The 19,684-nt window shown below is 41.5% G+C and carries 22 protein-coding genes; all 22 read left to right on the top strand.

Translation table 11 applies throughout. The features are described from left to right. Window positions 1–47: 47 nt before the first annotated feature. The 22 genes from Q0A12_RS13155 (at window position 48) to Q0A12_RS13050 (ending at window position 19,595) form a co-directional block, all read left to right on the top strand. Entirely contained in the window at window positions 48–581 is a 534-nt protein-coding gene (locus Q0A12_RS13155) for a GNAT family N-acetyltransferase (protein ID WP_291293093.1), read from the top strand. Between the two features lie 241 nt (window positions 582–822). After that, window positions 823–3,648: a sigma-54-dependent transcriptional regulator gene (locus tag Q0A12_RS13150; protein ID WP_291293092.1), complete on the top strand. Its 2,826-nt coding sequence runs from the start codon at window positions 823–825 to the stop codon at window positions 3,646–3,648. 225 nt (window positions 3,649–3,873) lie between these two features. Then, window positions 3,874–4,368 (top strand): mannose/fructose/sorbose PTS transporter subunit IIB, encoded by a 495-nt coding sequence (locus Q0A12_RS13145; protein WP_291293108.1) that lies wholly within the window; start codon window positions 3,874–3,876, stop codon window positions 4,366–4,368. Window positions 4,369–4,438: 70 nt separating this feature from the next. Next, entirely contained in the window at window positions 4,439–5,428 is a 990-nt protein-coding gene (locus Q0A12_RS13140) for a mannose/fructose/sorbose PTS transporter subunit IIA (protein ID WP_291293091.1), read from the top strand. A gap of 30 nt (window positions 5,429–5,458) precedes the next feature. Continuing rightward, a complete protein-coding gene (locus tag Q0A12_RS13135) occupies window positions 5,459–6,262 on the top strand; it encodes a PTS mannose/fructose/sorbose transporter subunit IIC (RefSeq protein ID WP_291293090.1) in 804 nt (267 codons plus the stop codon). Between the two features lie 20 nt (window positions 6,263–6,282). Further along, window positions 6,283–7,194, top strand: a complete 912-nt coding sequence (locus Q0A12_RS13130; RefSeq protein WP_291293089.1) for a PTS system mannose/fructose/sorbose family transporter subunit IID — start codon at window positions 6,283–6,285, stop codon at window positions 7,192–7,194. Window positions 7,195–7,309: 115 nt separating this feature from the next. Next, entirely contained in the window at window positions 7,310–7,675 is a 366-nt protein-coding gene (locus Q0A12_RS13125; protein ID WP_291293088.1) for a DUF956 family protein, read from the top strand. Window positions 7,676–7,747: 72 nt separating this feature from the next. Continuing rightward, the gene (locus Q0A12_RS13120; protein WP_005471142.1) at window positions 7,748–7,987 is read left to right on the top strand and encodes a GlsB/YeaQ/YmgE family stress response membrane protein; all 240 of its coding nucleotides are present in this window, start codon (window positions 7,748–7,750) and stop codon (window positions 7,985–7,987) included. Between the two features lie 90 nt (window positions 7,988–8,077). After that, on the top strand, window positions 8,078–8,587 hold the full coding sequence (locus Q0A12_RS13115) for an RNA polymerase sigma factor (RefSeq protein WP_291293087.1): 510 nt from the start codon (window positions 8,078–8,080) through the stop codon (window positions 8,585–8,587). Beyond that, window positions 8,580–9,638, top strand: coding sequence for an anti sigma factor C-terminal domain-containing protein (locus tag Q0A12_RS13110; protein ID WP_291293086.1), 1,059 nt, complete (start codon window positions 8,580–8,582; stop codon window positions 9,636–9,638). The genes Q0A12_RS13115 and Q0A12_RS13110 overlap by 8 nt, the downstream gene beginning before the upstream one ends. A gap of 103 nt (window positions 9,639–9,741) precedes the next feature. After that, on the top strand, window positions 9,742–10,806 hold the full coding sequence (locus Q0A12_RS13105) for a Xaa-Pro peptidase family protein (protein ID WP_291293085.1): 1,065 nt from the start codon (window positions 9,742–9,744) through the stop codon (window positions 10,804–10,806). A gap of 202 nt (window positions 10,807–11,008) precedes the next feature. Beyond that, on the top strand, window positions 11,009–11,434 hold the full coding sequence (locus tag Q0A12_RS13100; protein ID WP_291293084.1) for an Asp23/Gls24 family envelope stress response protein: 426 nt from the start codon (window positions 11,009–11,011) through the stop codon (window positions 11,432–11,434). Beyond that, window positions 11,427–11,879, top strand: coding sequence for a transcription antitermination factor NusB (nusB, locus tag Q0A12_RS13095; protein WP_291293083.1), 453 nt, complete (start codon window positions 11,427–11,429; stop codon window positions 11,877–11,879). The genes Q0A12_RS13100 and nusB overlap by 8 nt, the downstream gene beginning before the upstream one ends. 127 nt (window positions 11,880–12,006) lie before the next feature. Further along, window positions 12,007–12,405, top strand: a complete 399-nt coding sequence (locus tag Q0A12_RS13090) for a hypothetical protein (protein WP_291293082.1) — start codon at window positions 12,007–12,009, stop codon at window positions 12,403–12,405. A gap of 13 nt (window positions 12,406–12,418) precedes the next feature. Further along, window positions 12,419–13,270: a bifunctional methylenetetrahydrofolate dehydrogenase/methenyltetrahydrofolate cyclohydrolase gene (locus tag Q0A12_RS13085; protein ID WP_291293081.1), complete on the top strand. Its 852-nt coding sequence runs from the start codon at window positions 12,419–12,421 to the stop codon at window positions 13,268–13,270. Window position 13,271: 1 nt separating this feature from the next. Next, window positions 13,272–14,624, top strand: coding sequence for an exodeoxyribonuclease VII large subunit (xseA, locus tag Q0A12_RS13080; RefSeq protein ID WP_291293080.1), 1,353 nt, complete (start codon window positions 13,272–13,274; stop codon window positions 14,622–14,624). After that, window positions 14,605–14,823, top strand: coding sequence for an exodeoxyribonuclease VII small subunit (locus Q0A12_RS13075; RefSeq protein WP_291293079.1), 219 nt, complete (start codon window positions 14,605–14,607; stop codon window positions 14,821–14,823). Before xseA ends, Q0A12_RS13075 begins: the two co-directional genes overlap by 20 nt. 8 nt (window positions 14,824–14,831) lie before the next feature. Beyond that, window positions 14,832–15,719, top strand: a complete 888-nt coding sequence (locus Q0A12_RS13070) for a polyprenyl synthetase family protein (RefSeq protein WP_291293107.1) — start codon at window positions 14,832–14,834, stop codon at window positions 15,717–15,719. Then, window positions 15,716–16,537 (top strand): TlyA family RNA methyltransferase, encoded by an 822-nt coding sequence (locus Q0A12_RS13065; RefSeq protein WP_291293078.1) that lies wholly within the window; start codon window positions 15,716–15,718, stop codon window positions 16,535–16,537. Before Q0A12_RS13070 ends, Q0A12_RS13065 begins: the two co-directional genes overlap by 4 nt. 94 nt (window positions 16,538–16,631) lie before the next feature. Further along, the gene (gene argR / locus Q0A12_RS13060; protein WP_291293077.1) at window positions 16,632–17,081 is read left to right on the top strand and encodes an arginine repressor; all 450 of its coding nucleotides are present in this window, start codon (window positions 16,632–16,634) and stop codon (window positions 17,079–17,081) included. A gap of 12 nt (window positions 17,082–17,093) precedes the next feature. Continuing rightward, a complete protein-coding gene (gene recN, locus Q0A12_RS13055; protein WP_291293076.1) occupies window positions 17,094–18,764 on the top strand; it encodes a DNA repair protein RecN in 1,671 nt (556 codons plus the stop codon). Between the two features lie 111 nt (window positions 18,765–18,875). Next, window positions 18,876–19,595: an alpha/beta hydrolase gene (locus Q0A12_RS13050; protein WP_291293075.1), complete on the top strand. Its 720-nt coding sequence runs from the start codon at window positions 18,876–18,878 to the stop codon at window positions 19,593–19,595. Window positions 19,596–19,684: the final 89 nt, after the last annotated feature.

Below are 19,684 nucleotides of genomic sequence, written 5' to 3'. Positions count from 1 at the left end.
TTGTTGGAAAGGTATACTGATAAAAATTTGAAGAGAGAAGGAATGATATGAACATTCGCCAGGCTACTAGCGCAGATGCCAGAGCATTGCTGAAAATTTATGCCCCTTATGTGACCCAAACGGCTATTACTTTTGAAACCGAGATCCCGACGGAAGAAGCATTTGCTCAGCGGATTGCAGAGACCCTTCAGCGTTATCCTTATTTGATTGCGGAAGAGAATGGGGTTATCTTGGGGTACGCTTATGCCACCGCTTATAAAACACGAGCGGCATACGATTGGACGACAGAAGTGACAGTTTACATTGATCAAGAGGTAAAAGCAAAAGGGATAGGCACCAGGCTTTATCAACAGTTAGAGTCTGAATTGAAAAAGCAAAACATCGTGAATTTGACAGCCTGCATTACCGCTGGAAATGAGGGCAGTGTACGATTCCATCAGAAATTCGGCTATAAAGAAGTAGCTTTTTTTCCAAAAATCGGTCACAAATTTAATCAGTGGTACGATGTCTTATGGATGCAAAAAGAACTACAGCAGTTTGACGGCGAGATTCCTAGTTTTGTGCCATATGCTTCCCTGTAATAGTTCAAATAGCTTTTGATTGTCTTTTTTTTGATAAATGCTTTATTCTTATGTTAGTCAAAAGACGTTTAAAACAGGATATCGAACCATTTTTAGTGCGGTTATTTTCTCTAAGCGTAGGATCAAACATCAATGGATGAAGGAATGGGTTGTTTCGTGCAAATTTTTTAGGAAGAATTTGCAATTTTTGTTCAAACCCATTAAAGTATTCAAGAATAAAACTTTCAAGGAGGCGGAGCTGTTGGGGAAACGGATTGAGCGTATTTATCAATTTTTATTGGAAAATACAGAAAATGGCTTAAATGAAAAAGGAATGACAACATCAGAGGTCGCTGATCAATTGATGATCCAACGTAGCAATGCCAGCAAAGATTTGAATCAACTCGTTAAGGAAGGTCGGGTTCAAAAAAGTGACTCTCGACCGGTAAGGTATTGGGTAACGAATAATGCACGAGATCTGCAAGATAAATATGTACCGAGTTACAAGGAAAATCGGTCTCAACGCGAGAAAGCCGCCCCTCAAAGAGTTGACGTCAAATTAGGAAATCGCGATATTTTTTCAACGATCATTGGCGTGAATGGCAGCATGAAAAATGCTGTTGAACAGGCGAAAGCTGCAATTTTGTATCCACCAAAAGGATTGAACTGTTTGATTACCGGGCCTACCGGTTCAGGAAAAACGTACTTTGCCCATGCGATGTTTCAGTTTGCAAAAAGCAATCAAGTGATCGAAGAAGAAAAAGAGCTGATCGTTTTCAACTGTGCGGATTATGCCAATAATCCAGAACTATTGATGAGTCATTTGTTTGGTTACGTTCGAGGTGCCTTTACCGGGGCAGACCAAGAAAAGACGGGGATCATTGATGAGGCAGACGAAAGTATGTTGTTCCTTGATGAAATTCATCGGTTGCCTCCTGAAGGGCAAGAAATGATCTTTTATTTTATGGATCATGGCACCTTTAGCCGATTGGGTGAAACAGGGAAAAATCATCAAGCCAATGTCCGGATCGTTGGAGCGACGACGGAAGATCCTAATTCCACCTTGCTAGATACCTTTACCCGGAGAATCCCTATCAATATCCAGCTGCCTTTTTTTGAAAAACGGCCTGCATCGGAAAAAGTGGATCTCGTTCGCGTACTGGTTGGACAAGAAGCTACCCGAATCCAGCGGACGATCACATTGAGCGAAGATGTGGTGAAAGCGTTGATTGGCAGTGTCAGCTTTGGCAATATCGGTCAGTTGAAATCGAATGTTCAATTAGTCTGTGCTCGTGGTTTTTTGAACCATATGCAACAAGAAGAAATAGAGATTGATTTAGATGAACTTCCTGAAGGTATCCGTTCAGGATTGATGGTATTAGGAAATCGGCGAGATGAGTTGGCAGAATTGTCCAAGATACTTGAACCGACTGTACGTGTGCAACCCAATCAAAACCTGAATAATATTCAATCGGATGCCTATGAATTGCCTTATAATCTTTATGATATCATCGGTGATAAAGCCGCTTTGTTAAAAGCTGATGGATTGGATCAAGAAGCCATCAATCACTTTATTTCTACCGACATCAATGTTCACTTAAAATCCTTCTACAAAGACCACGGTTTCTCTTTCAATTCAGAAAATAAATTAAGTGAGTTCGTTGATCAAAAGGTGATCACTGTGACAAATCATATCTATGATTTGGTGCGGGCCCGTTTGAACTATGAATTTCAGCAGAATTTTGTTTACGCAATGAGTTTGCACATTAGTTCCTTTTTGAAAAAAATCCATCTTGGAGAAGAACGACATACCAATGACAATATTCGTCAAATGGTGGCCGATTATCCGAAAGAGTTTGAAGTCGCGAAAGAGATTCGCACATTTATCGGGGATAGTTTCAAAGTATCGATTCCCGAAAGCGAAACTTACTATTTAGCTGTTCTCCTTGTTTCCTTACGAACTGCTCATTCCTCTGGCAAGATTGGCGTGGTGGTCGCGGCTCACGGGAACAGTACGGCAAGCAGTATGGTTCAAGTGGTTCAACAGTTGTTAGAAGTGGATCAAGTTGCCGCAGTAGATATGCCCTTAGATATGCCTCCCACCGTGGCACTGAAAAAAATTGAGGAAAGTGTTCAAGCGGTAAATGATGGCAGTGGGGTAATCTTGTTAGTGGATATGGGCTCGCTGGCTACTTTCAATAATGAGATTCAAAGGGAAACCGGAGTGATTGTCCGAACGGTCGACATGGTCACGACGTCGATTGTTTTGGAAACTGTCCGCAAAGCGTCAGTCATTGGCACGGATATCGATAGTTTGTATGAATCACTAAGAAAATTCCGTGGATATGGTTCGGTGGAACAACCGGAGGAACATCAAACGAACCACCATCGAAAAGCCATTTTGGCAGTCTGTGCCTCCGGACAAGGAACGGCACAAAGAATCAAAGAGTTGATCCAAAACTCGCTTTCAAAACGGCAAAATCAAAATGTCACCGTCGTCACTCTTTCAGTAGCGGATTTAAAGACGGAACTAGAACCGATTCAAAGACAATACCAACTGATTGCTGCAACGGGAATCATTGATCCGAAAATCGATGCTCCTTTTATCTCTCTTGAACGATTTATTGATCAAGATGTGGACCAACTATTAGAGGAAATCTTATTAGAGAATGATCTAAGTTTTGAACAAGATGTGGCGCTTGGAGAAGAGCAAGCAAAAGAAGTTTGTCTAAAGTATATGGAGCAAAATCTGACTTTTGTGAATCCGCAAAAAGTGATTGAGCCGTTATGGCAATTTGGGTATCAATTGATCCATGATTTAGAATTGATCGATGCAATACCTGGGTTTCAGATTAATTTTGTTCTTCATTCTGCCGGGATGATTGAACGGATCGTGTTACAACAACCTTTGACAGTGGATGAGGCTCTTGTTTCAGCATTGAAGCAAGAAGCGTTATACCAAAAGCTTCATGTTCACGTGCGATCTTTTTCTCGTTTGATGAATGTAGAAATCCCGGAAAGCGAAGAATACTTTCTCGCTGAATTGGTCAAAAACCATCAAGAAAAAACGATTTTGGCGGAACAATGATACATTATACAAAGAATACACTAAAAAGATACACTATTTTGCAGTGTGTCTTTTTTAGTGTATCGATAAAAAGGTGATTCTTAAAGGTTTTAAAAGATTAGTGTATCGATTCAAAGTTGGCACGCTTCTTGCTTCTATATAGATGGATACAGGAGGTGAATGAAAAAGTAAGGGATCCATAAATAGCCAACGGATCGATGGATGTAGGAGGTTTTTACGATGGGAATGGATATTCGTCTTGCTCGGATCGATGATCGTTTGATTCATGGTCAAGTAGCAACAGCTTGGTCAAAGATGACTGGGATTAACCGAATCATCGTTGTCAGTGATGAAGTAGCAAATGATCAGCTTCGTAAGTTTTTGTTGAAAGAAGCTGCACCACCAGGAATTAAATCCAACGTTGTCACAGTAGCGAAAATGCTTGAGGTTGCACACAACGCATTATTTGATACACAAAAAGTCATGTTATTATTTACCAATCCTCAAGATGTGGTCACACTTGTCAAAGGTGGATTGCCGATTCATTCAGTCAATATTGGTGGAATGAGTTTTTCAATAGGGAAACGGATGATCACTAATTTTGTTTCTGTCAATGATCAAGACATAGCTTCATTGCTTTATTTGCAAAAACAAGGCATTGAAGTTGAAATTCGGAAAGTTCCTGCTGATCGTAAAATCTATTTGATGGATATTTTGGAAAAAGAGGGTAGTCACACTTGATTTTTTCTTCGTTGCTTTTTTCGTTCATTTAAGTGTCACATTTATCGATTTTGAAATAGGAGGTAAAAAGATGGTAGGAATTATCCTAGCAAGTCATGGAGAATTTGCAAACGGCATTTTGCAATCTGGTTCAATGATTTTCGGCGAACAAGAAAATGTTAAAGCTGTAACATTGATGCCAAGTGAAGGCCCAGATGATATCAAAGCAAAAATGCAAGAAGCAATCGCCACATTTGATGATCAAGAAGAAGTATTATTCTTAGTTGATCTTTGGGGCGGTACACCTTTCAACCAAGCAAACAGCTTGTTTGAAGACCACAAAGACAAATGGGCGATCGTAGCTGGTATGAATTTACCGATGGTCATCGAGGCATACGCTTCACGTTTTTCAATGAATACAGCGCATGAAATTGCTGCGCATATCATTGAAACAGCGAAAGAAGGGGTCAAGGTCAAACCAGAAGAGCTTGAACCTGTAACAGCAGCAGCTCCAGCTGCAGTAAACGATCAACCTAAAGGATCACTTCCTCCAGGTACTGTACTGGGTGATGGCAAGATCAAGATCGTGTTGGCTCGTGTAGACTCACGTTTGCTTCATGGTCAAGTAGCAACTGCATGGACAAAATCAGTGAATCCATCACGGATCATTGTAGTATCCGATGCCGTTGCCAAAGACGACTTGCGTAAAAAATTGATTGAACAAGCAGCTCCTCCAGGAGTAAAAGCCAATGTTATTCCAGTAGACAAAATGATTGAAGTGTCAAAAGACCCTCGTTTTGGAAATACGAAAGCATTGCTGTTGTTCGAAAATCCAGAAGATGTATTGCGAGTTGTAGAAGGCGGCGTAGACATTCAAGAAGTCAATGTTGGTTCAATGGCTCACTCAGTCGGTAAAGTTGTTGTAAGTAAAGTCTTGTCTATGGGTACGGAAGATGTGGAAACGTTTGAAGAACTAAAATCACGGGGCATCAAATTTGATGTGCGTAAAGTGCCAAATGATTCCCGAGACAACATGGATGAAATTTTGCGTAAAGCGAAAAGCGAATTAGCGAACAAGTAAAAAAGTTTACAACTAAATAGGAGGTCTATCATGTCTATTATATCTATGGTATTAGTAGTAGTCGTTGCCTTTTTAGCTGGTATGGAAGGGATCTTGGATGAATTCCAATTCCACCAACCGCTAGTGGCATGTACATTGATCGGTCTAGTGACCGGTAACTTAGAAGCATGTATTATTTTGGGTGGATCATTACAAATGATCGCACTAGGATGGGCTAACATTGGTGCCGCTGTCGCACCGGATGCTGCATTGGCATCTGTTGCATCTGCAATTATTTTAGTTCTAGGTGGACAAGGAACAGGCGGCGTTGACACAGCGATTGCTGTTGCAATTCCTTTGGCTGTAGCTGGTCTATTCTTAACAATGATCGTTCGTACGTTAGCTGTGCCAATCGTTCACTTTATGGATGCAGCTGCTGAAGAAGGTAATATTCGTAAAATTGAAATGTGGCATGTGATTGCCGTATGTATGCAAGGGATTCGTATTGCAATCCCAGCAGCAGCATTGTTAGCAATTCCTGCTCAAACAGTTCAAAGCTTCCTAGAATCTATGCCTGCTTGGTTAACTGATGGTATGGCTATCGGTGGTGGAATGGTCGTTGCCGTTGGTTACGCAATGGTTATCAACATGATGGCAACTCGTGAAGTATGGCCATTCTTCATCATTGGTTTTGTGATTGCAGCGATTTCTGAATTGACATTGATCGCGATCGGTGCATTGGCAGTCGCTATTGCATTGATTTACTTGAACATCACAAAAATGGGCGGATCATCAAATGGAGGCGGCGGCAGCAACACTGGCGACCCTCTAGGCGATATCTTGAATGACTATTAGAATCGAAGGAGGAGAAAAAAATGGCAGAAAAAATTCAATTAAATAAAAAAGATCGTTTAGCCGTAGCATGGCGCTCTACCTTCATTCAAGGTTCATGGAACTATGAACGTATGCAAAATGGTGGTTGGGCATTCTCAATGATTCCAGCAATCAAAAAATTATACAAAACAAAAGAAGATCGTGCCGCTGCTTTGAAGCGTCACTTGGAATTCTTTAATACTCACCCATATATTGCTTCACCAATCTTAGGGGTAACCTTAGCACTAGAAGAAGAACGTGCCAATGGTGCTGCAGTTGATGATGTAGCGATCCAAGGGGTGAAAGTTGGGATGATGGGTCCTTTAGCCGGTGTCGGTGACCCAGTGTTCTGGTTTACTGTTCGTCCAATGTTAGGTGCATTAGGTGCTTCTCTAGCGTTAGGTGGAAATATCTTAGGTCCAATCATCTTCTTCTTGGCTTGGAATATCATCCGTTGGGCATTTATGTGGTATACACAAGAGTTCGGTTACCGTGCTGGATCAAAAATCACAGATGACCTTTCAGGTGGTTTATTGCAAGACGTTACAAAAGGCGCTTCTATCCTAGGGATGTTCGTTTTAGGTTCCCTTGTTCAACGTTGGGTATCCATTTCCTTTGCGCCAGTTGTTTCAAGCGTACCCCTTGATGAAGGTGCGTATGTGGATTGGGCAAAATTACCTTCAGGTCCTGAAGGGCTACAACAAGCATTCCAACAAGTCGCTGAAGGCCGTGCATTAACAGATACGAAAGTAACAACATTGCAAAATAACTTGGATCAATTGATTCCTGGATTGGCTGCACTATTGCTTACTTTGTTATGTATGTGGTTATTGAAGAAAAAAGTTTCTCCAATCATCATCATTATCGGTTTGTTCTTAGTCGGTATCGGTGGACACTTGATCGGATTGTTATAATCTTTCAATTAAAAAGTGCTTGGGGAAAACCCAAGCACTTTTTATCTATTCGCCAAAAAACATCAGAACAAGTATAATAGGATACAATCAGACATAGAAATGGGGCATATAAATTATGGTACAATCCCTAAATACCAAAGTTGATTTGACGATCGATGCGACTTCGTTTTTGGGTATCAATGAATATGGCAAAATTATGATCGGCGACAAGGCTTTTGAATTTTATAATGATCGTGACCAACGGAAATTTATTCAGATTCCTTGGGAAGATGTCGATTATGTCATTGCCTCTGTCATGTTCAAAGGTCGTTGGATCCCAAGGTACGCCATTCGGACGAAAAAAAATGGCACCTATACTTTTTCTTCGAAAGAGCCTAAGAAAGTTTTGCGGGCGATCCGTGTCTATGTTGATCCGGATCATATGGTTCATTCTCTTGGCTTTTTTGATGTGTTAAAGCGGTCATTCACTCGCAGAAAATAACATACAAGCATATTTTTGTTCAAACTATAATTGATATGGTACCCTTTTATTAGAAAGTTTAGGAGGGGTATTATGCATTTTTTATGGACATTGATCGTGGGTGCGGTCATCGGATCAATCGGAGGCGCAATCGCTGGTGAGAAACGCGGTTGTATCTTTGATATCGTAGCAGGGCTAGTTGGAGCATCGATTGGCCAAGCGCTATTTGGAACATGGGGACCACAGATTGCTGGAATGGCAATTGTTCCTGCCATTATCGGAGCGGTCATATTTGTCGCTGTCGTTTCGTTCTTCTTGGGACGTAGAAAATAACTTGCAGTCATTCATTTTTTAATGAATGGCTTTTTTTTTGTGACTTTTTCTCTGTGAATTCGTATAGTAGATATAAAGGGGTGTGGGTCTGTGTCGGGGGATGAACTCTTAGCGAAGATGTATCAAAAATATGCGCAGGACTGTTATTTGTATGCGTTTTACTTCACGAAAAACAAAGAACAAGCACAAGACTTAGTTGGTGAGGCGTTTCTCGTCTTAGCGGAATCTCTTGATGAGATGAAGGAGAAACAGATCAAGTTTTTTTTGTTAAAAATAATCAAAAATCGCTTTATTGACTGGACGCGTAAACAACAAGTACGCCATCGATGGTGGCAATCACCGCAAGTGCAAACTTTCGAAATAGAAGGCGTGAATCAATTGACTCCATTAGATGAAATGATGGTACAAGAGAAAAAAAGAGCGTTGTATATCGGTATTGAAAAACTGCCTCAAGATACGCGAGAAGTGATTTTGCTTTACTATTTTTTAGACTGGAGAATCGATGACATCGCAACCTATAAAGAGTGGAGCTACACACAAGCGAAGAATCGCTTGTATCGGGGAAGACAATTACTCAAGGAGGATCTGACAAATGAATGAACCCTTTCACTTTGAACAACTGCAAAAAAAAATCAAAAAACAACGCTACAAACGAGGTGTCTACTTTTTATTAGCAACAATAGTGGTGACAACAGCAGTCATCCTCGCATTGCCAAAGTTTGTGTCTTTTTTTTATTATGATCCACGGCAAAGCAGCCTCCAAGTCAATCGAGATAGTTACATCATGAACCGTCAAATCAATAATGAATTGACGACTCAAAATCATTTTTTGTCCAATTATGACATTCGATCTTTAGGTTTTGGTAAGTATGAGGTGTCAGAAGTTTACCAAAACCGCGATCAGAATCAGTCTACAGTTCAAACCGTTACCATCGATAAAAATCACTTGTTGAGAAATCCTCTCTCTAGTCGACAAGAAACTGATGTTCTTTTTGAATTGCGAATGCGAAACTCATCAAGTAAAGAATTCTCTGAGAATCAGTCAGCGCAACAAAACCTTTTAGCCAATCTAAAAAAGCTGCCCAAAAGTACATCTTTGATAACCACGCTTATTTTTGAAAAAGACGTATCATTGGAAGAATTGAAAGAATGGCAACAATATCAAATGTCCGATGGGGAAGTTCTCTGGACGGCTGTTCGGACAGGGGTTCCAACTGGAGATCAGGATTTTCAGCCAATTGGGTTTGCTAATAGTTTTTCTAGTGTCATTCCTGAAGAAAAATCAGTAGATGAAAGTTTTTTAAAAGACTTTCCTTTCTTAGACCCTTTTGAAGCAACGGACAAGCAGCAAAGGGATTATTCCGAAACAGAACAATCCGCTGCACATTTTGAATCGATGTTAAACTATTTGCTTACTCAAAAAGACTTTTTAGCATTGGAAGCGAATGATGCTCGTGATATTCTATCGGAGGAACAAATTGAAGAAGCGCTAGCCTATATTAAAAAAAACGGTATACGATCCTATGGTGTTTCAGCCGTCATGACTGTTGATGCCTTAATCAAATTGCTTGAAGAGGGGGAGAATATTTTAACAGCACGTGTAATGGAGACAAATGTCTTTCCTTTGATGAGTCAGACAGTTCAGAAGTAAAGAATAAGGAAGAGTAGAAAATTTTTAAGGATATTTTTTCATTCTTTTCGCTTTTCTGGGAAGTTTGCTATAATAATACAGAATAAGAAAGTGGGGAGAATAAATGATAAGAGTTGAGAAATTAAGAGAAGCAATGAGAAAAGACGCTGTGGATGGCTTTTTGATCACGAGCCCATACAATTTACGTTATCTAACGAACTTTACTGGCACAACTGGTTTAGCAGTTATTACGTTAGAGAAAGCATTTTTCGTTACTGATTTTCGTTATACAGAGCAAGCTGCTGCTCAAGCACAAGGATTTGAAATCGTTAAGAACAGCGGACCGATTTTTGAAGAAGTAGCGACTATTTGTGAAAACGAAGAAATTAATGTACTTGCTTTTGAAGAGAGCCATGTGAGCTTTGCGGATTACTCAGTGTTAGAAGAGATCATCGAAGAAACATCGTTAGCTCCTGTTTCAGGGATGATAGAATCTTTACGAGAAGTGAAAGATGAATCGGAAATTGCTCTGATTCAACAAGCTTGCCATATTGCAGACCAAGGATTTGAACACATTTTAAAAGTGATTCGTCCAGGAATGACAGAAATAGAAGTAGCCAATCAGTTAGACTTCTTTATGCGTTCATTAGGCGCCACAAGTGTCTCTTTCGATACGATCGTGGCAAGTGGATTGCGCTCTGCAATGCCTCATGGAGTAGCTAGCGAAAAAGTGATTGAACATGGCGATTTAATCACTCTTGATTTTGGGTGTTACTATCAAGGCTACGTGTCGGATATGACCCGCACCTTCGCCGTTGGTGACCCCGGGGATAAATTAAAAGAAATTTATCAAATCGTTCTCGAAGCACAAGAAAAAGTTTTGGCAGCAGCAAAACCTGGTATGACGGGTATTGAATTAGATGCGATTGCACGAGACCATATTGCCTCTTTCGGGTATGGAGAAGCCTTTGGCCATTCGACAGGTCACGGAATCGGTCTAGAAATCCATGAAGGACCAAATGTTTCTTTCCGGGCAGACAAAGCGTTTGTTGCAGGGAATGTCATTACGGATGAACCAGGAATCTATCTTCCAGGCATCGGTGGGGTCCGAATCGAAGATGATTTATTGATTACAGAAACGGGCAATCAAGTTTTGACGCATTCCCCTAAAGAATTGATCATCTTATAGATCAAAAACCTCGTTTGTTTCAGAAAATTCATTGAGAATAGTGGGTTATTATAGATTCTCAGTGCAGAAAATGATAAACTTAGAGCGAGAAGGAACCTCTATGCAAGTGGAATGGTCTATCTAAGCGATCGCTGGTCAAAAGGATTCCCTGTTTGACAAGATAGATAACAATGTGTGGAAGTTTAGAATGGAGGCAAAACTTATGAATGAAGATAAAAATCTAGTTTTAGACGCAAGTCCTGAATTAGGAGAAATCGTAATCGCACCGGAAGTTATCGAGATTATTATCGGTATCGCAGCATCTAAAATTGAAGGTGTCTATGGGATGCGCGGTACATTCGCAAATAACGTGACAGAATTGCTAGGTCGTTCTGCTCATGGCAAAGGTGTCTACTTGACCATCGATGAGACTGGCATCAAAGTGGATCTTTATTGCTACTTGAGTTATGGTGTTTCAGTACCTAAGGTAGCGATGGAAATTCAAGATCGTGTAAAACAGCAAGTATTGTTCATGACAGATGTTCATTTAGCGGAAGTCAATGTCCATGTGGTAGCTGTTGTGCCAGAGAAAATCGAACAACCAGATATTGAAGAATTATTCGGAAGCGACGAGGAAGAAAATGAGTAAAGAATTATCGCGTCATGAGATTCGGAAAATGGCATTGCAAGCCTTATTTCCTTTAGATTTTAATAAAGATTTGACCAAACAAGATGCAATCATCCATGCCATTGAACTGGAACACCATGAATTAGTTGATGAAGAGCAGGAGCACTTCGTTCCCGCCTACTTAGATCAACTTGTGGCTGGTGTCTGTCATTACAAGGAATCTTTAGATGAAGTGATCCAATCTCACTTGAAATCAGGATGGAAGATTCAACGATTGTCAAAAATGGATGTGACGATTTTACGCATCGCATTGTATGAGATGCTGTATGTCGACAATGTTCCTAATCGAGTGGCATTAAATGAAGCCATCGAATTAGCTAAAACATTCAGCGATGACCAATCCAGAAAATTTGTGAATGGCATTCTTTCCAATGTCAACAGTGAAATTGAAACCGTAGAAGGTTAATAAGCCATGAAAACCAGTTTCAGCAATAGGCTGAAGCTGGTTTTTTCTCTACCCAAATTTTAAATTCTGTTTATGACCGCTTATTAGATGATGCCAACACTACTCATGCTTGGGATGAAAACAAGCGGTGGGAAACGATGACTGCTGCCAAAAAAGGACTGATGGAAACAACTGCCGGTATGATCCTTATCAGCCAAAATCAAAACTCAGTGTTGCAAAAACCTTCGATTTCGGAATTAAACTACCACACTTTTGCGGCACCAATGACTCTCAGAAACCCTGTGAAAAAATAAGCCCAACAAAGATCGCTCAATTTGATTTGTTTAAAGTGAATCCTTTTATTTTATATAGTAGTGAAATCCTTGCAGTCCTTTTTGAAAAGGGCTGCTTTTTGTTATCTGCACAAAGCATTGATGAAGCAGAGGTTGGAAGAAAATGCTATGATACTAGAGATGAGAAACTACGATTTTCCTGCCGGAAATCATTTTTCTTCAAAGCGAACTATGCTAGAATAGAAAAAAGTTAGAGGAGTTGTCGATATGGGTATTTTGATTAATGGAAAAGAATTAGCAGAGAAGATGCAAGCGGATCTTACTGCAGAAACCGCCCTTTTAAAAGAGCAAGGGATTATTCCCGGACTAGTTGTTTTGCTCGTGGGTGAAGATAAAGCAAGTCAAACATATGTCCGAAACAAAGAACTTGCTGCGGCAAGAATCGGCATACGATCTAAAGTTGAACATTATCCCGAGTCGATAACGGAAGAAGAACTGCTTAGCGAAATCGATAAGTACAACAAGGATCCAGAATTTCATGGGATCTTAGTCCAGCTCCCATTGCCTGAACAAATTAATGAAGAGAAAGTATTGCTGTCGATTCGACCAGAAAAAGATGTTGATGGCTTCCATCCCATCAACCTAGGTAAATTATTCGCTGGTGTTCCAGATCGAATTCCATGTACGCCTTACGGTATCATGAAGATGTTTGAAGCATATGATATTCCTCTTGAAGGCAAAAATGCCCTGGTGATCGGCCGAAGCAATATCGTAGGCAAACCAATGGCGCATTTGCTTTTGGGAAAAAATGCTACTGTCACTATCGCTCATTCAAAAACCCAAAATTTACCGGCATTGGCTCGTCAAGCCGATATCTTAGTGGTGGCGATTGGACGTGGCCATTTTGTAACCAAAGAATTTATCAAAGAAGGAGCCGTCGTTATTGATGTGGGAATGAATCGTGATGAAGCAGGCAAATTGATCGGGGATGTGAAATTTGACGAAGTCGAACCCATCGCCAGCTATATCACCCCAGTTCCCCGTGGTGTTGGACCAATGACGATCACGATGCTGATGGCACAGACTATAGCAGCGGCAAAGGAGACGTTAAAGAGATAATATGGCACAACAATATTTAACTGTGACCGCATTAACCAAATATTTAAAACGCAAGTTTGACGCTGATCCATACTTGGAACGGGTGTATTTGACGGGGGAAATCTCCAATTTTCGCAGACGACCCAACCATCAATATTTTAGCTTAAAAGACGATGGAGCCAAAATTTCAACGGTTATGTTCAAAGGCGCCTTTGATAAGCTGCGCTTTCAGCCAGAAGAAGGCATGAAAGTGTTGGCTGTTGGCCGTATCTCACTTTATGAGGCTAGCGGCAATTATCAAATGTACATTGAACATATGGAGCCGGATGGAGTAGGCGCATTGTATCAAGCCTATGAACAGCTTAAGAAAAAGTTGGCAGAAGAAGGTCTTTTTTCAGCGCCCAAAAAAGTGCTCCCAAGGTATCCGAAACGGATCGCAGTCCTTACCAGTCCTAGCGGGGCAGTGATTCGAGATATCATTACAACAGCGCAGCGCCGCTACCCGATTGCTGAAATCGTCTTGTTTCCAACAGTTGTCCAAGGAGACAAAGCAGCAGATGATGTCGTGAAAAACATCCAACGAGTGGAAGCAGACGGCGCTTTCGATACTATGATCATTGGCCGTGGTGGGGGTTCTATTGAAGATCTTTGGCCCTTTAACGAGGAACGGGTTGCTCGTGCGATATTTGCCGCCCAGACACCAGTCATTTCTTCGGTAGGGCATGAGACGGATACCACGATTGCTGATTTAGTCGCTGATGTCCGGGCAGCTACACCAACTGCTGCTGCAGAATTGGCAGTCCCTGTTCTCTCAGAAGAAATTTTGCGGATCGAAGAGAAACAGACAAGGCTTGAACAAGCATTTATGTATCAGATTCAGCGAAAACAGGAACGGTTTCAACGGGCAGTCGGTTCTTATATTTTTCGCCAGCCGGAGCGCTTGTATGAAGCGCAAGCAATCAAACTGGATCAGCTGCAGCAACGGATGAATCAATCACTGCAAACGCAGCTTTACGATAAAGAGAAATTGGCTAGCCAATTGATCCATCGTTTGGAACAGCAGCTTCCCAAAGCACGATTAACAGCTGCCGAACAAGAGGTCAACTACTTGACGCAGCGATTAGAAAAAGCCATCCAGTTGAGTGTTGAGAAAAAAGAACAGCGCTTTTTAAGCGCCCTCCAATCACTGGACCTTTTGAGTCCACTAAAAATCATGGGACGTGGCTACAGCTTTACCACGAAAGATGACCAAGTTGTTAAAACGATCCAAGATATTGAAACTGGTGATGAGCTGAATGTTCACTACCAAGATGGTTTGGCACTTGTTAAAGTTATCGCAACAGAAGGAGAAGAATATGGCAAATCCAACATTTGAAGAATCATTACAAGAATTGGAACAAATCGTTACTCGGCTAGAGCAAGGCGATGTTCCATTAGAAGAAGCGCTTGATGCCTTTCAAAAAGGAATGGTGTTAAGTAAACAGTGTAAAGATACATTGGCAAAGGCAGAAAAATCATTGACAAAAATGATGACTGAAAACAATGAAGAAGTTCTTTTTGACGAGGAAAACTAATGGATAATATGCAACAATTTCAAGAAAAATATCTTTCAGAGATCGAAGCAGTCATTGTTCGTTTTTTAGAAGAACACACCAGTGATCAAACCTTGAAAGACAGCATGCTTTACTCCATCCATGCTGGCGGCAAACGCATACGGCCACTTCTCTTAGCCGCAACCGTTGCTTCTTTTCGCAAACCTATGACTTTGGGGGCCTATCAGACTGCGGCAGCATTGGAAATGATTCATACGTATTCATTGATACATGATGATTTACCAGCGATGGACGATGATGCGCTGCGTCGAGGCAAGCCCACCAACCATACTGTTTATGGTGAAGCGTTAGCAATTCTTGCCGGAGATGGGCTGCTGACGGCTGCATTTCAGCTTTTGTCATTGGCTGATATTGAATCGAATAAGAAAATTCTGCTATTGCAGCAACTTAGTCAGGCTGCCGGTACAGCGGGAATGGTGGCTGGACAAGCAGCAGATATCCAAGGAGAAAATCAACAGCTTACTCTTGAAGAGTTGATTGCGGTTCATGAACGAAAAACTGGGGAGCTGATTCGTTTTGCTGTGATTGCTGGTGGGATTTTGGCCGATCAGACAGAAGAAGTCATTGATCTATTGGATCAGTTCGCTCGTCATTTGGGCTTGGCTTTTCAGATTCGCGATGATCTGTTGGATGTCACTAGTACCACAGAAGCACTGGGGAAAATCGTCCATCGGGATGATGCGTTAGCCAAAAGTACGTATCCGGCTTTACTGGGGCTTGAAGGCGCTCATCAGGCATTAACCGATGAGTTAACGCAGGCCTATGCACGATTAAATGAGTTGAGTCATTTCGGACATTTCGAGCAAGACTTGCTCGCAGCCGTTGTCAAACAATTCGAGATTAGAGGAAAGCAATGAAAAAAGAACGAGTAGATGTGTTAGCAGTCCAACAAGGGCTTTTTGAAACAAGAGAGCAAGCAAAACGCGGTGTCATGGCTGGGTTAGTTTATACAGAAAAAAACGAACGCTTGGACAAGCCAGGGGAAAAAATTAGTAGTGAGACCGAACTTCAAATCAAAGGGAAAAAACTGCCTTATGTTTCTCGGGGGGGATTGAAGCTTGAGAAAGCATTGAAAACCTTCGACTTTGATGTCAAAGACAAGATTCTTTTAGACATTGGGGCTTCCACCGGAGGCTTTACTGATGCCGCTCTACAAAACGGTGCGAAAATGAGTTATGCGCTAGATGTCGGTTACAATCAGTTGGCGTGGAAGTTACGGCAAGATCCGCGGGTCGTCGTGATGGAGCGAGTGAACTTTCGTTATGCCAAACCGACTGATTTCTTAGAAGGATTGCCAGAAAGAGCGACCATCGATGTATCATTTATTTCCTTGAAGTTGATCTTGCCGCCTTTACATGAAATTTTAGTTGACCAAGGGGAAGTCATTGCCTTGATCAAGCCGCAATTTGAAGCAGGAAAAGCATTTGTTGGGAAAAATGGTATTGTTCGAGACCCAGCTGTCCATCAACGGGTTCTGGAAGAAATCTTGGACTTTGCTCAGTCAAATGGTTTTTCTATCCTTGATCTTAGTTTTTCACCGATCACCGGTGGGGAGGGCAATATTGAATTTCTAGTTCATTTGCAAAAAGGGACAGGGAGCAGTCAAGCAGAAATTTCGATTCCTCAAGTCGTGGCTGAAGCACATGAAACTTTTCATCATCCTAAAACGTATTGATTTATGTGGAGCTGGTATTTTGCGTACTGGCTCTCTTTCTTTCTGTTTCAAAATAGGATAAAATTAGTAGGAATTCAATCAGGAGGAACGAGAGATGAGAAAAAAAGAGCGTCATCGTTTGATAACACGATTGCTTAGTGAGCAAGATATTCAAAAGCAGGAAGAATTTGTCGAATTGCTTCAGGAAAAAGGAGTATCGGTGACACAGGCGACGATCTCCCGCGACATTAAAGAAATGAAGCTAGTCAAAGTCCCTTCACAAAAAGGCGGGTATCGCTACAGTATTCCTCAAGAAACAACGGAAGATGTCATAGCTAAATTAGAAAAGATTTTGAAAGCCGCTTTTGTTTCTGTTGATCGAATGGATAAATTTGTTATCTTACGCACGTTGCCAGGAAATGCTTCGGCATTGGCAAATTTGATCGATAAACAATATGCAAAGGAACTGTTTGGCACCTTAAATGATGATGACAATGTTTTGATGATCACTAAAACCGAAGCAGATGCCGACACATTGTTTAAAGACTTTCAACGATTTATCTAGAGGAGGTAATTCATGCTTTTAGAGTTGACCATTCAAAATTTCGCAATTATTTCCCATTTGCACCTTTCCTTTCACGAGGGAATGACCGCTTTGACAGGAGAGACCGGGGCTGGCAAATCGATCATCATTGATGCAATGGGCTTGTTAGCCGGTGGTCGCGGATCCACTGATTACTTGCGGCAAGGCACAGAAAAATGTCGACTGGAAGGCCTATTTGAATGGCCAAAACAGCCTGAATTTCAAGAACTGACAGAAGAGCTAGGGATTGACCAAGAAGATGTCCTGATCGTTCAACGGGATATCTCACAATCAGGAAAAACAATTTGTCGGGTCAACGGTCGTACAGTCACCTTAGCAAGTTTACGAAAAATCGGTCTTTTTCTAGTGGATATTCAAGGACAAAATGAGCATCAAGAATTATTGCAGCCGGAAAGACACCTAAGTTTAGTAGATGGTTTCGGGGATGATGCGTTCAAAGAAGATCTCTTGCAGTATCAAGCAGCATATCAAGAATACCGTAATTTAGAAAAGCAAGTTCGTCATATTCAGGAAAATGAACAACTATATGTTCAACGAATGGATATGTTGCGATTCCAACAAGAAGAAATTGCGCAGGCTGAATTGATCGAAGGTGAAGAAGAAACCTTGATCGAGGAACGGGAGAAGTTGACCAACTATCAGAAAATCGTCGATGCGTTAGGTCAAAGTTATGGCGCGCTCTCCTCGGAAGAAATGAGCAGTGTTGACGGAGTAAGCGTGGCACTATCCGAGATCCAATCGATCGCCCACTTAGATCAAGCCTATGAGAAGATCAGTGAAACGATCCAAAGTGCTTACTATTTGTTGCAGGATGCCGCTTCAGACATTTCGAGACAACTGGATAACCTTGAACTTGATGAAGGACGACTGGAAGAAGTCAATAACCGTCTGGAAATCATTCGGCAGTTGAAACGCAAATATGGAGAATCAATCTCTGTCATTTTGGCCTATTATGAAGAAATCAGTCAAGAAATTGCTGAATCTGCCTATACGGAAGGTCAGTTAGAACAATTAGAAGAGCAGTTGACAGCTAAGGCAGATGCGGTCTGGGCACTTGCTGAGCAGCTGCATGTCAAACGCCGAGAGATTGCGCATCGCTTGGAAAAAGAGATTGTGCAGGAGTTGAATGATCTCTATATGGAACATGCACAATTTGAAGTTCGTTTTACCAATAGCAAACAACTTTCGGCAACCGGTTTTGATAGTGTAGCTTTTTATCTCACGACCAATCCGGGGGAAGGGATGAAACCTCTTGTTCGGGTGGCATCGGGTGGTGAGCTGTCCCGTATCTTATTAGCATTAAAATCGATTTTTTCACGGAAACAAGGGATTACCAGTATTGTTTTTGATGAAGTCGATACCGGAGTCAGTGGGCGCGTGGCGCAGGCAATCGCTGAAAAAATCTCAAAAATCGCCTTGAATTCACAAGTGTTGTGTATCACGCATTTGCCACAAGTGGCGGCAGTAGCTGACTATCAATACTTTATTGAAAAAGCGATCCAAGAAGGACGAACGGAGACGCGAGTCAGTCAATTATCGTATGAAGCGCGTGTGACTGAGATTGCTCGTATGCTTTCGGGAGCTGAGATCACAGACTTGACGGTGGAACATGCCCGCGAATTACTTGCTTTAGCCCATCAGTAAAATATAAAAAATAAAACATGAAATGGAAACGCCAAAGCAAGTGCTCCTAATGGAAATGAGTCGACAACTTGCTTTACGCGGGTCCATTTTGTTTCTTTTGGAGGATGGAAAATGAAAAAATATCAAAAAATCTTACTTGGTCTCTTGATAGGCCTGTTTCTTTTAGGCGCAGGCGGCTGGTTTGGCTGGCAAAAATTGCATTATTCAGCAAGTGAAGCCGCTCAAACTGCTCTTGCAAAAGGGCAAGTGAAACAAGACGCGCTTTATTTCTCTGGGGATCCAGAAAAACCGTTAGTTGTTTTTTATCCCGGGGCTTTGGTTGATGCAGAAAGTTACAGTGTTTGGGCAGAATCCTTATCAGCAAAGGGATATGCGGTTGCAATCGTCAAAATGCCTTTTGATTTAGCGGTTCTAGGCGGTAATCGAGCAGAAGACATTTTGAAAGAATTTCCTCATACTGGCTATGTGATTGGCGGTCATTCACTGGGAGGGGTAATGGCTAGCCGTTACGCTGCGAGTCATGAAGATGGACTGAAGGGCGTCTTTTTCTTAGCAAGTTATCCTGATGAAAAAGGGAGTCTAGCTGATACCAATTTGTCCGTTCTTTCTCTGACGGCCAGCAAAGATGGCGTGTTGGATCAAGAGAATTATCAAGGGGCAAAAGAGTATTTGCCAGATTCAGCGCTTTTTGAAACAATCTCAGGAGGCAATCATGCTGGTTTTGGCAGCTACGGCCCGCAGCGAGGCGATGGAGTGGCCACCATCTCAAATGAAGAACAGCAGCAACAAATTGAGAATAAGCTAATAGAATGGTTAGAAAAACTGGAGTAAACTAGCTGGTTTATGAGAAAGAACAAACAAAAAGACGGCAGAAGCAGGCACCTAAGTGACCGCTTCTGCCGTTTTGATTCAACATACAT

Origin of the sequence: Enterococcus sp. (assembly GCF_022711995.1) — a bacterium.
GTDB lineage: Bacteria > Bacillota > Bacilli > Lactobacillales > Enterococcaceae > Enterococcus_D.
Note: the sequence above shows the minus strand (reverse complement) of the source record. Positions and strands in the feature narration are given on the sequence as shown.

Coding starts and splice junctions, on each gene's coding strand:
- Q0A12_RS13155 (WP_291293093.1), top strand. CDS start 48: ATGAACATTCGCCAGGCTACTAGCGCAGATGCCAGAGCATTGCTGAAA.
- Q0A12_RS13145 (WP_291293108.1), top strand. CDS start 3,874: ATGGATATTCGTCTTGCTCGGATCGATGATCGTTTGATTCATGGTCAA.
- Q0A12_RS13140 (WP_291293091.1), top strand. CDS start 4,439: ATGGTAGGAATTATCCTAGCAAGTCATGGAGAATTTGCAAACGGCATT.
- Q0A12_RS13135 (WP_291293090.1), top strand. CDS start 5,459: ATGTCTATTATATCTATGGTATTAGTAGTAGTCGTTGCCTTTTTAGCT.
- Q0A12_RS13130 (WP_291293089.1), top strand. CDS start 6,283: ATGGCAGAAAAAATTCAATTAAATAAAAAAGATCGTTTAGCCGTAGCA.
- Q0A12_RS13125 (WP_291293088.1), top strand. CDS start 7,310: ATGGTACAATCCCTAAATACCAAAGTTGATTTGACGATCGATGCGACT.
- Q0A12_RS13120 (WP_005471142.1), top strand. CDS start 7,748: ATGCATTTTTTATGGACATTGATCGTGGGTGCGGTCATCGGATCAATC.
- Q0A12_RS13110 (WP_291293086.1), top strand. CDS start 8,580: ATGAATGAACCCTTTCACTTTGAACAACTGCAAAAAAAAATCAAAAAA.
- Q0A12_RS13105 (WP_291293085.1), top strand. CDS start 9,742: ATGATAAGAGTTGAGAAATTAAGAGAAGCAATGAGAAAAGACGCTGTG.
- Q0A12_RS13100 (WP_291293084.1), top strand. CDS start 11,009: ATGAATGAAGATAAAAATCTAGTTTTAGACGCAAGTCCTGAATTAGGA.
- nusB (WP_291293083.1), top strand. CDS start 11,427: ATGAGTAAAGAATTATCGCGTCATGAGATTCGGAAAATGGCATTGCAA.
- Q0A12_RS13085 (WP_291293081.1), top strand. CDS start 12,419: ATGGGTATTTTGATTAATGGAAAAGAATTAGCAGAGAAGATGCAAGCG.
- xseA (WP_291293080.1), top strand. CDS start 13,272: ATGGCACAACAATATTTAACTGTGACCGCATTAACCAAATATTTAAAA.
- Q0A12_RS13075 (WP_291293079.1), top strand. CDS start 14,605: ATGGCAAATCCAACATTTGAAGAATCATTACAAGAATTGGAACAAATC.
- Q0A12_RS13070 (WP_291293107.1), top strand. CDS start 14,832: ATGCAACAATTTCAAGAAAAATATCTTTCAGAGATCGAAGCAGTCATT.
- Q0A12_RS13065 (WP_291293078.1), top strand. CDS start 15,716: ATGAAAAAAGAACGAGTAGATGTGTTAGCAGTCCAACAAGGGCTTTTT.
- argR (WP_291293077.1), top strand. CDS start 16,632: ATGAGAAAAAAAGAGCGTCATCGTTTGATAACACGATTGCTTAGTGAG.
- recN (WP_291293076.1), top strand. CDS start 17,094: ATGCTTTTAGAGTTGACCATTCAAAATTTCGCAATTATTTCCCATTTG.
- Q0A12_RS13050 (WP_291293075.1), top strand. CDS start 18,876: ATGAAAAAATATCAAAAAATCTTACTTGGTCTCTTGATAGGCCTGTTT.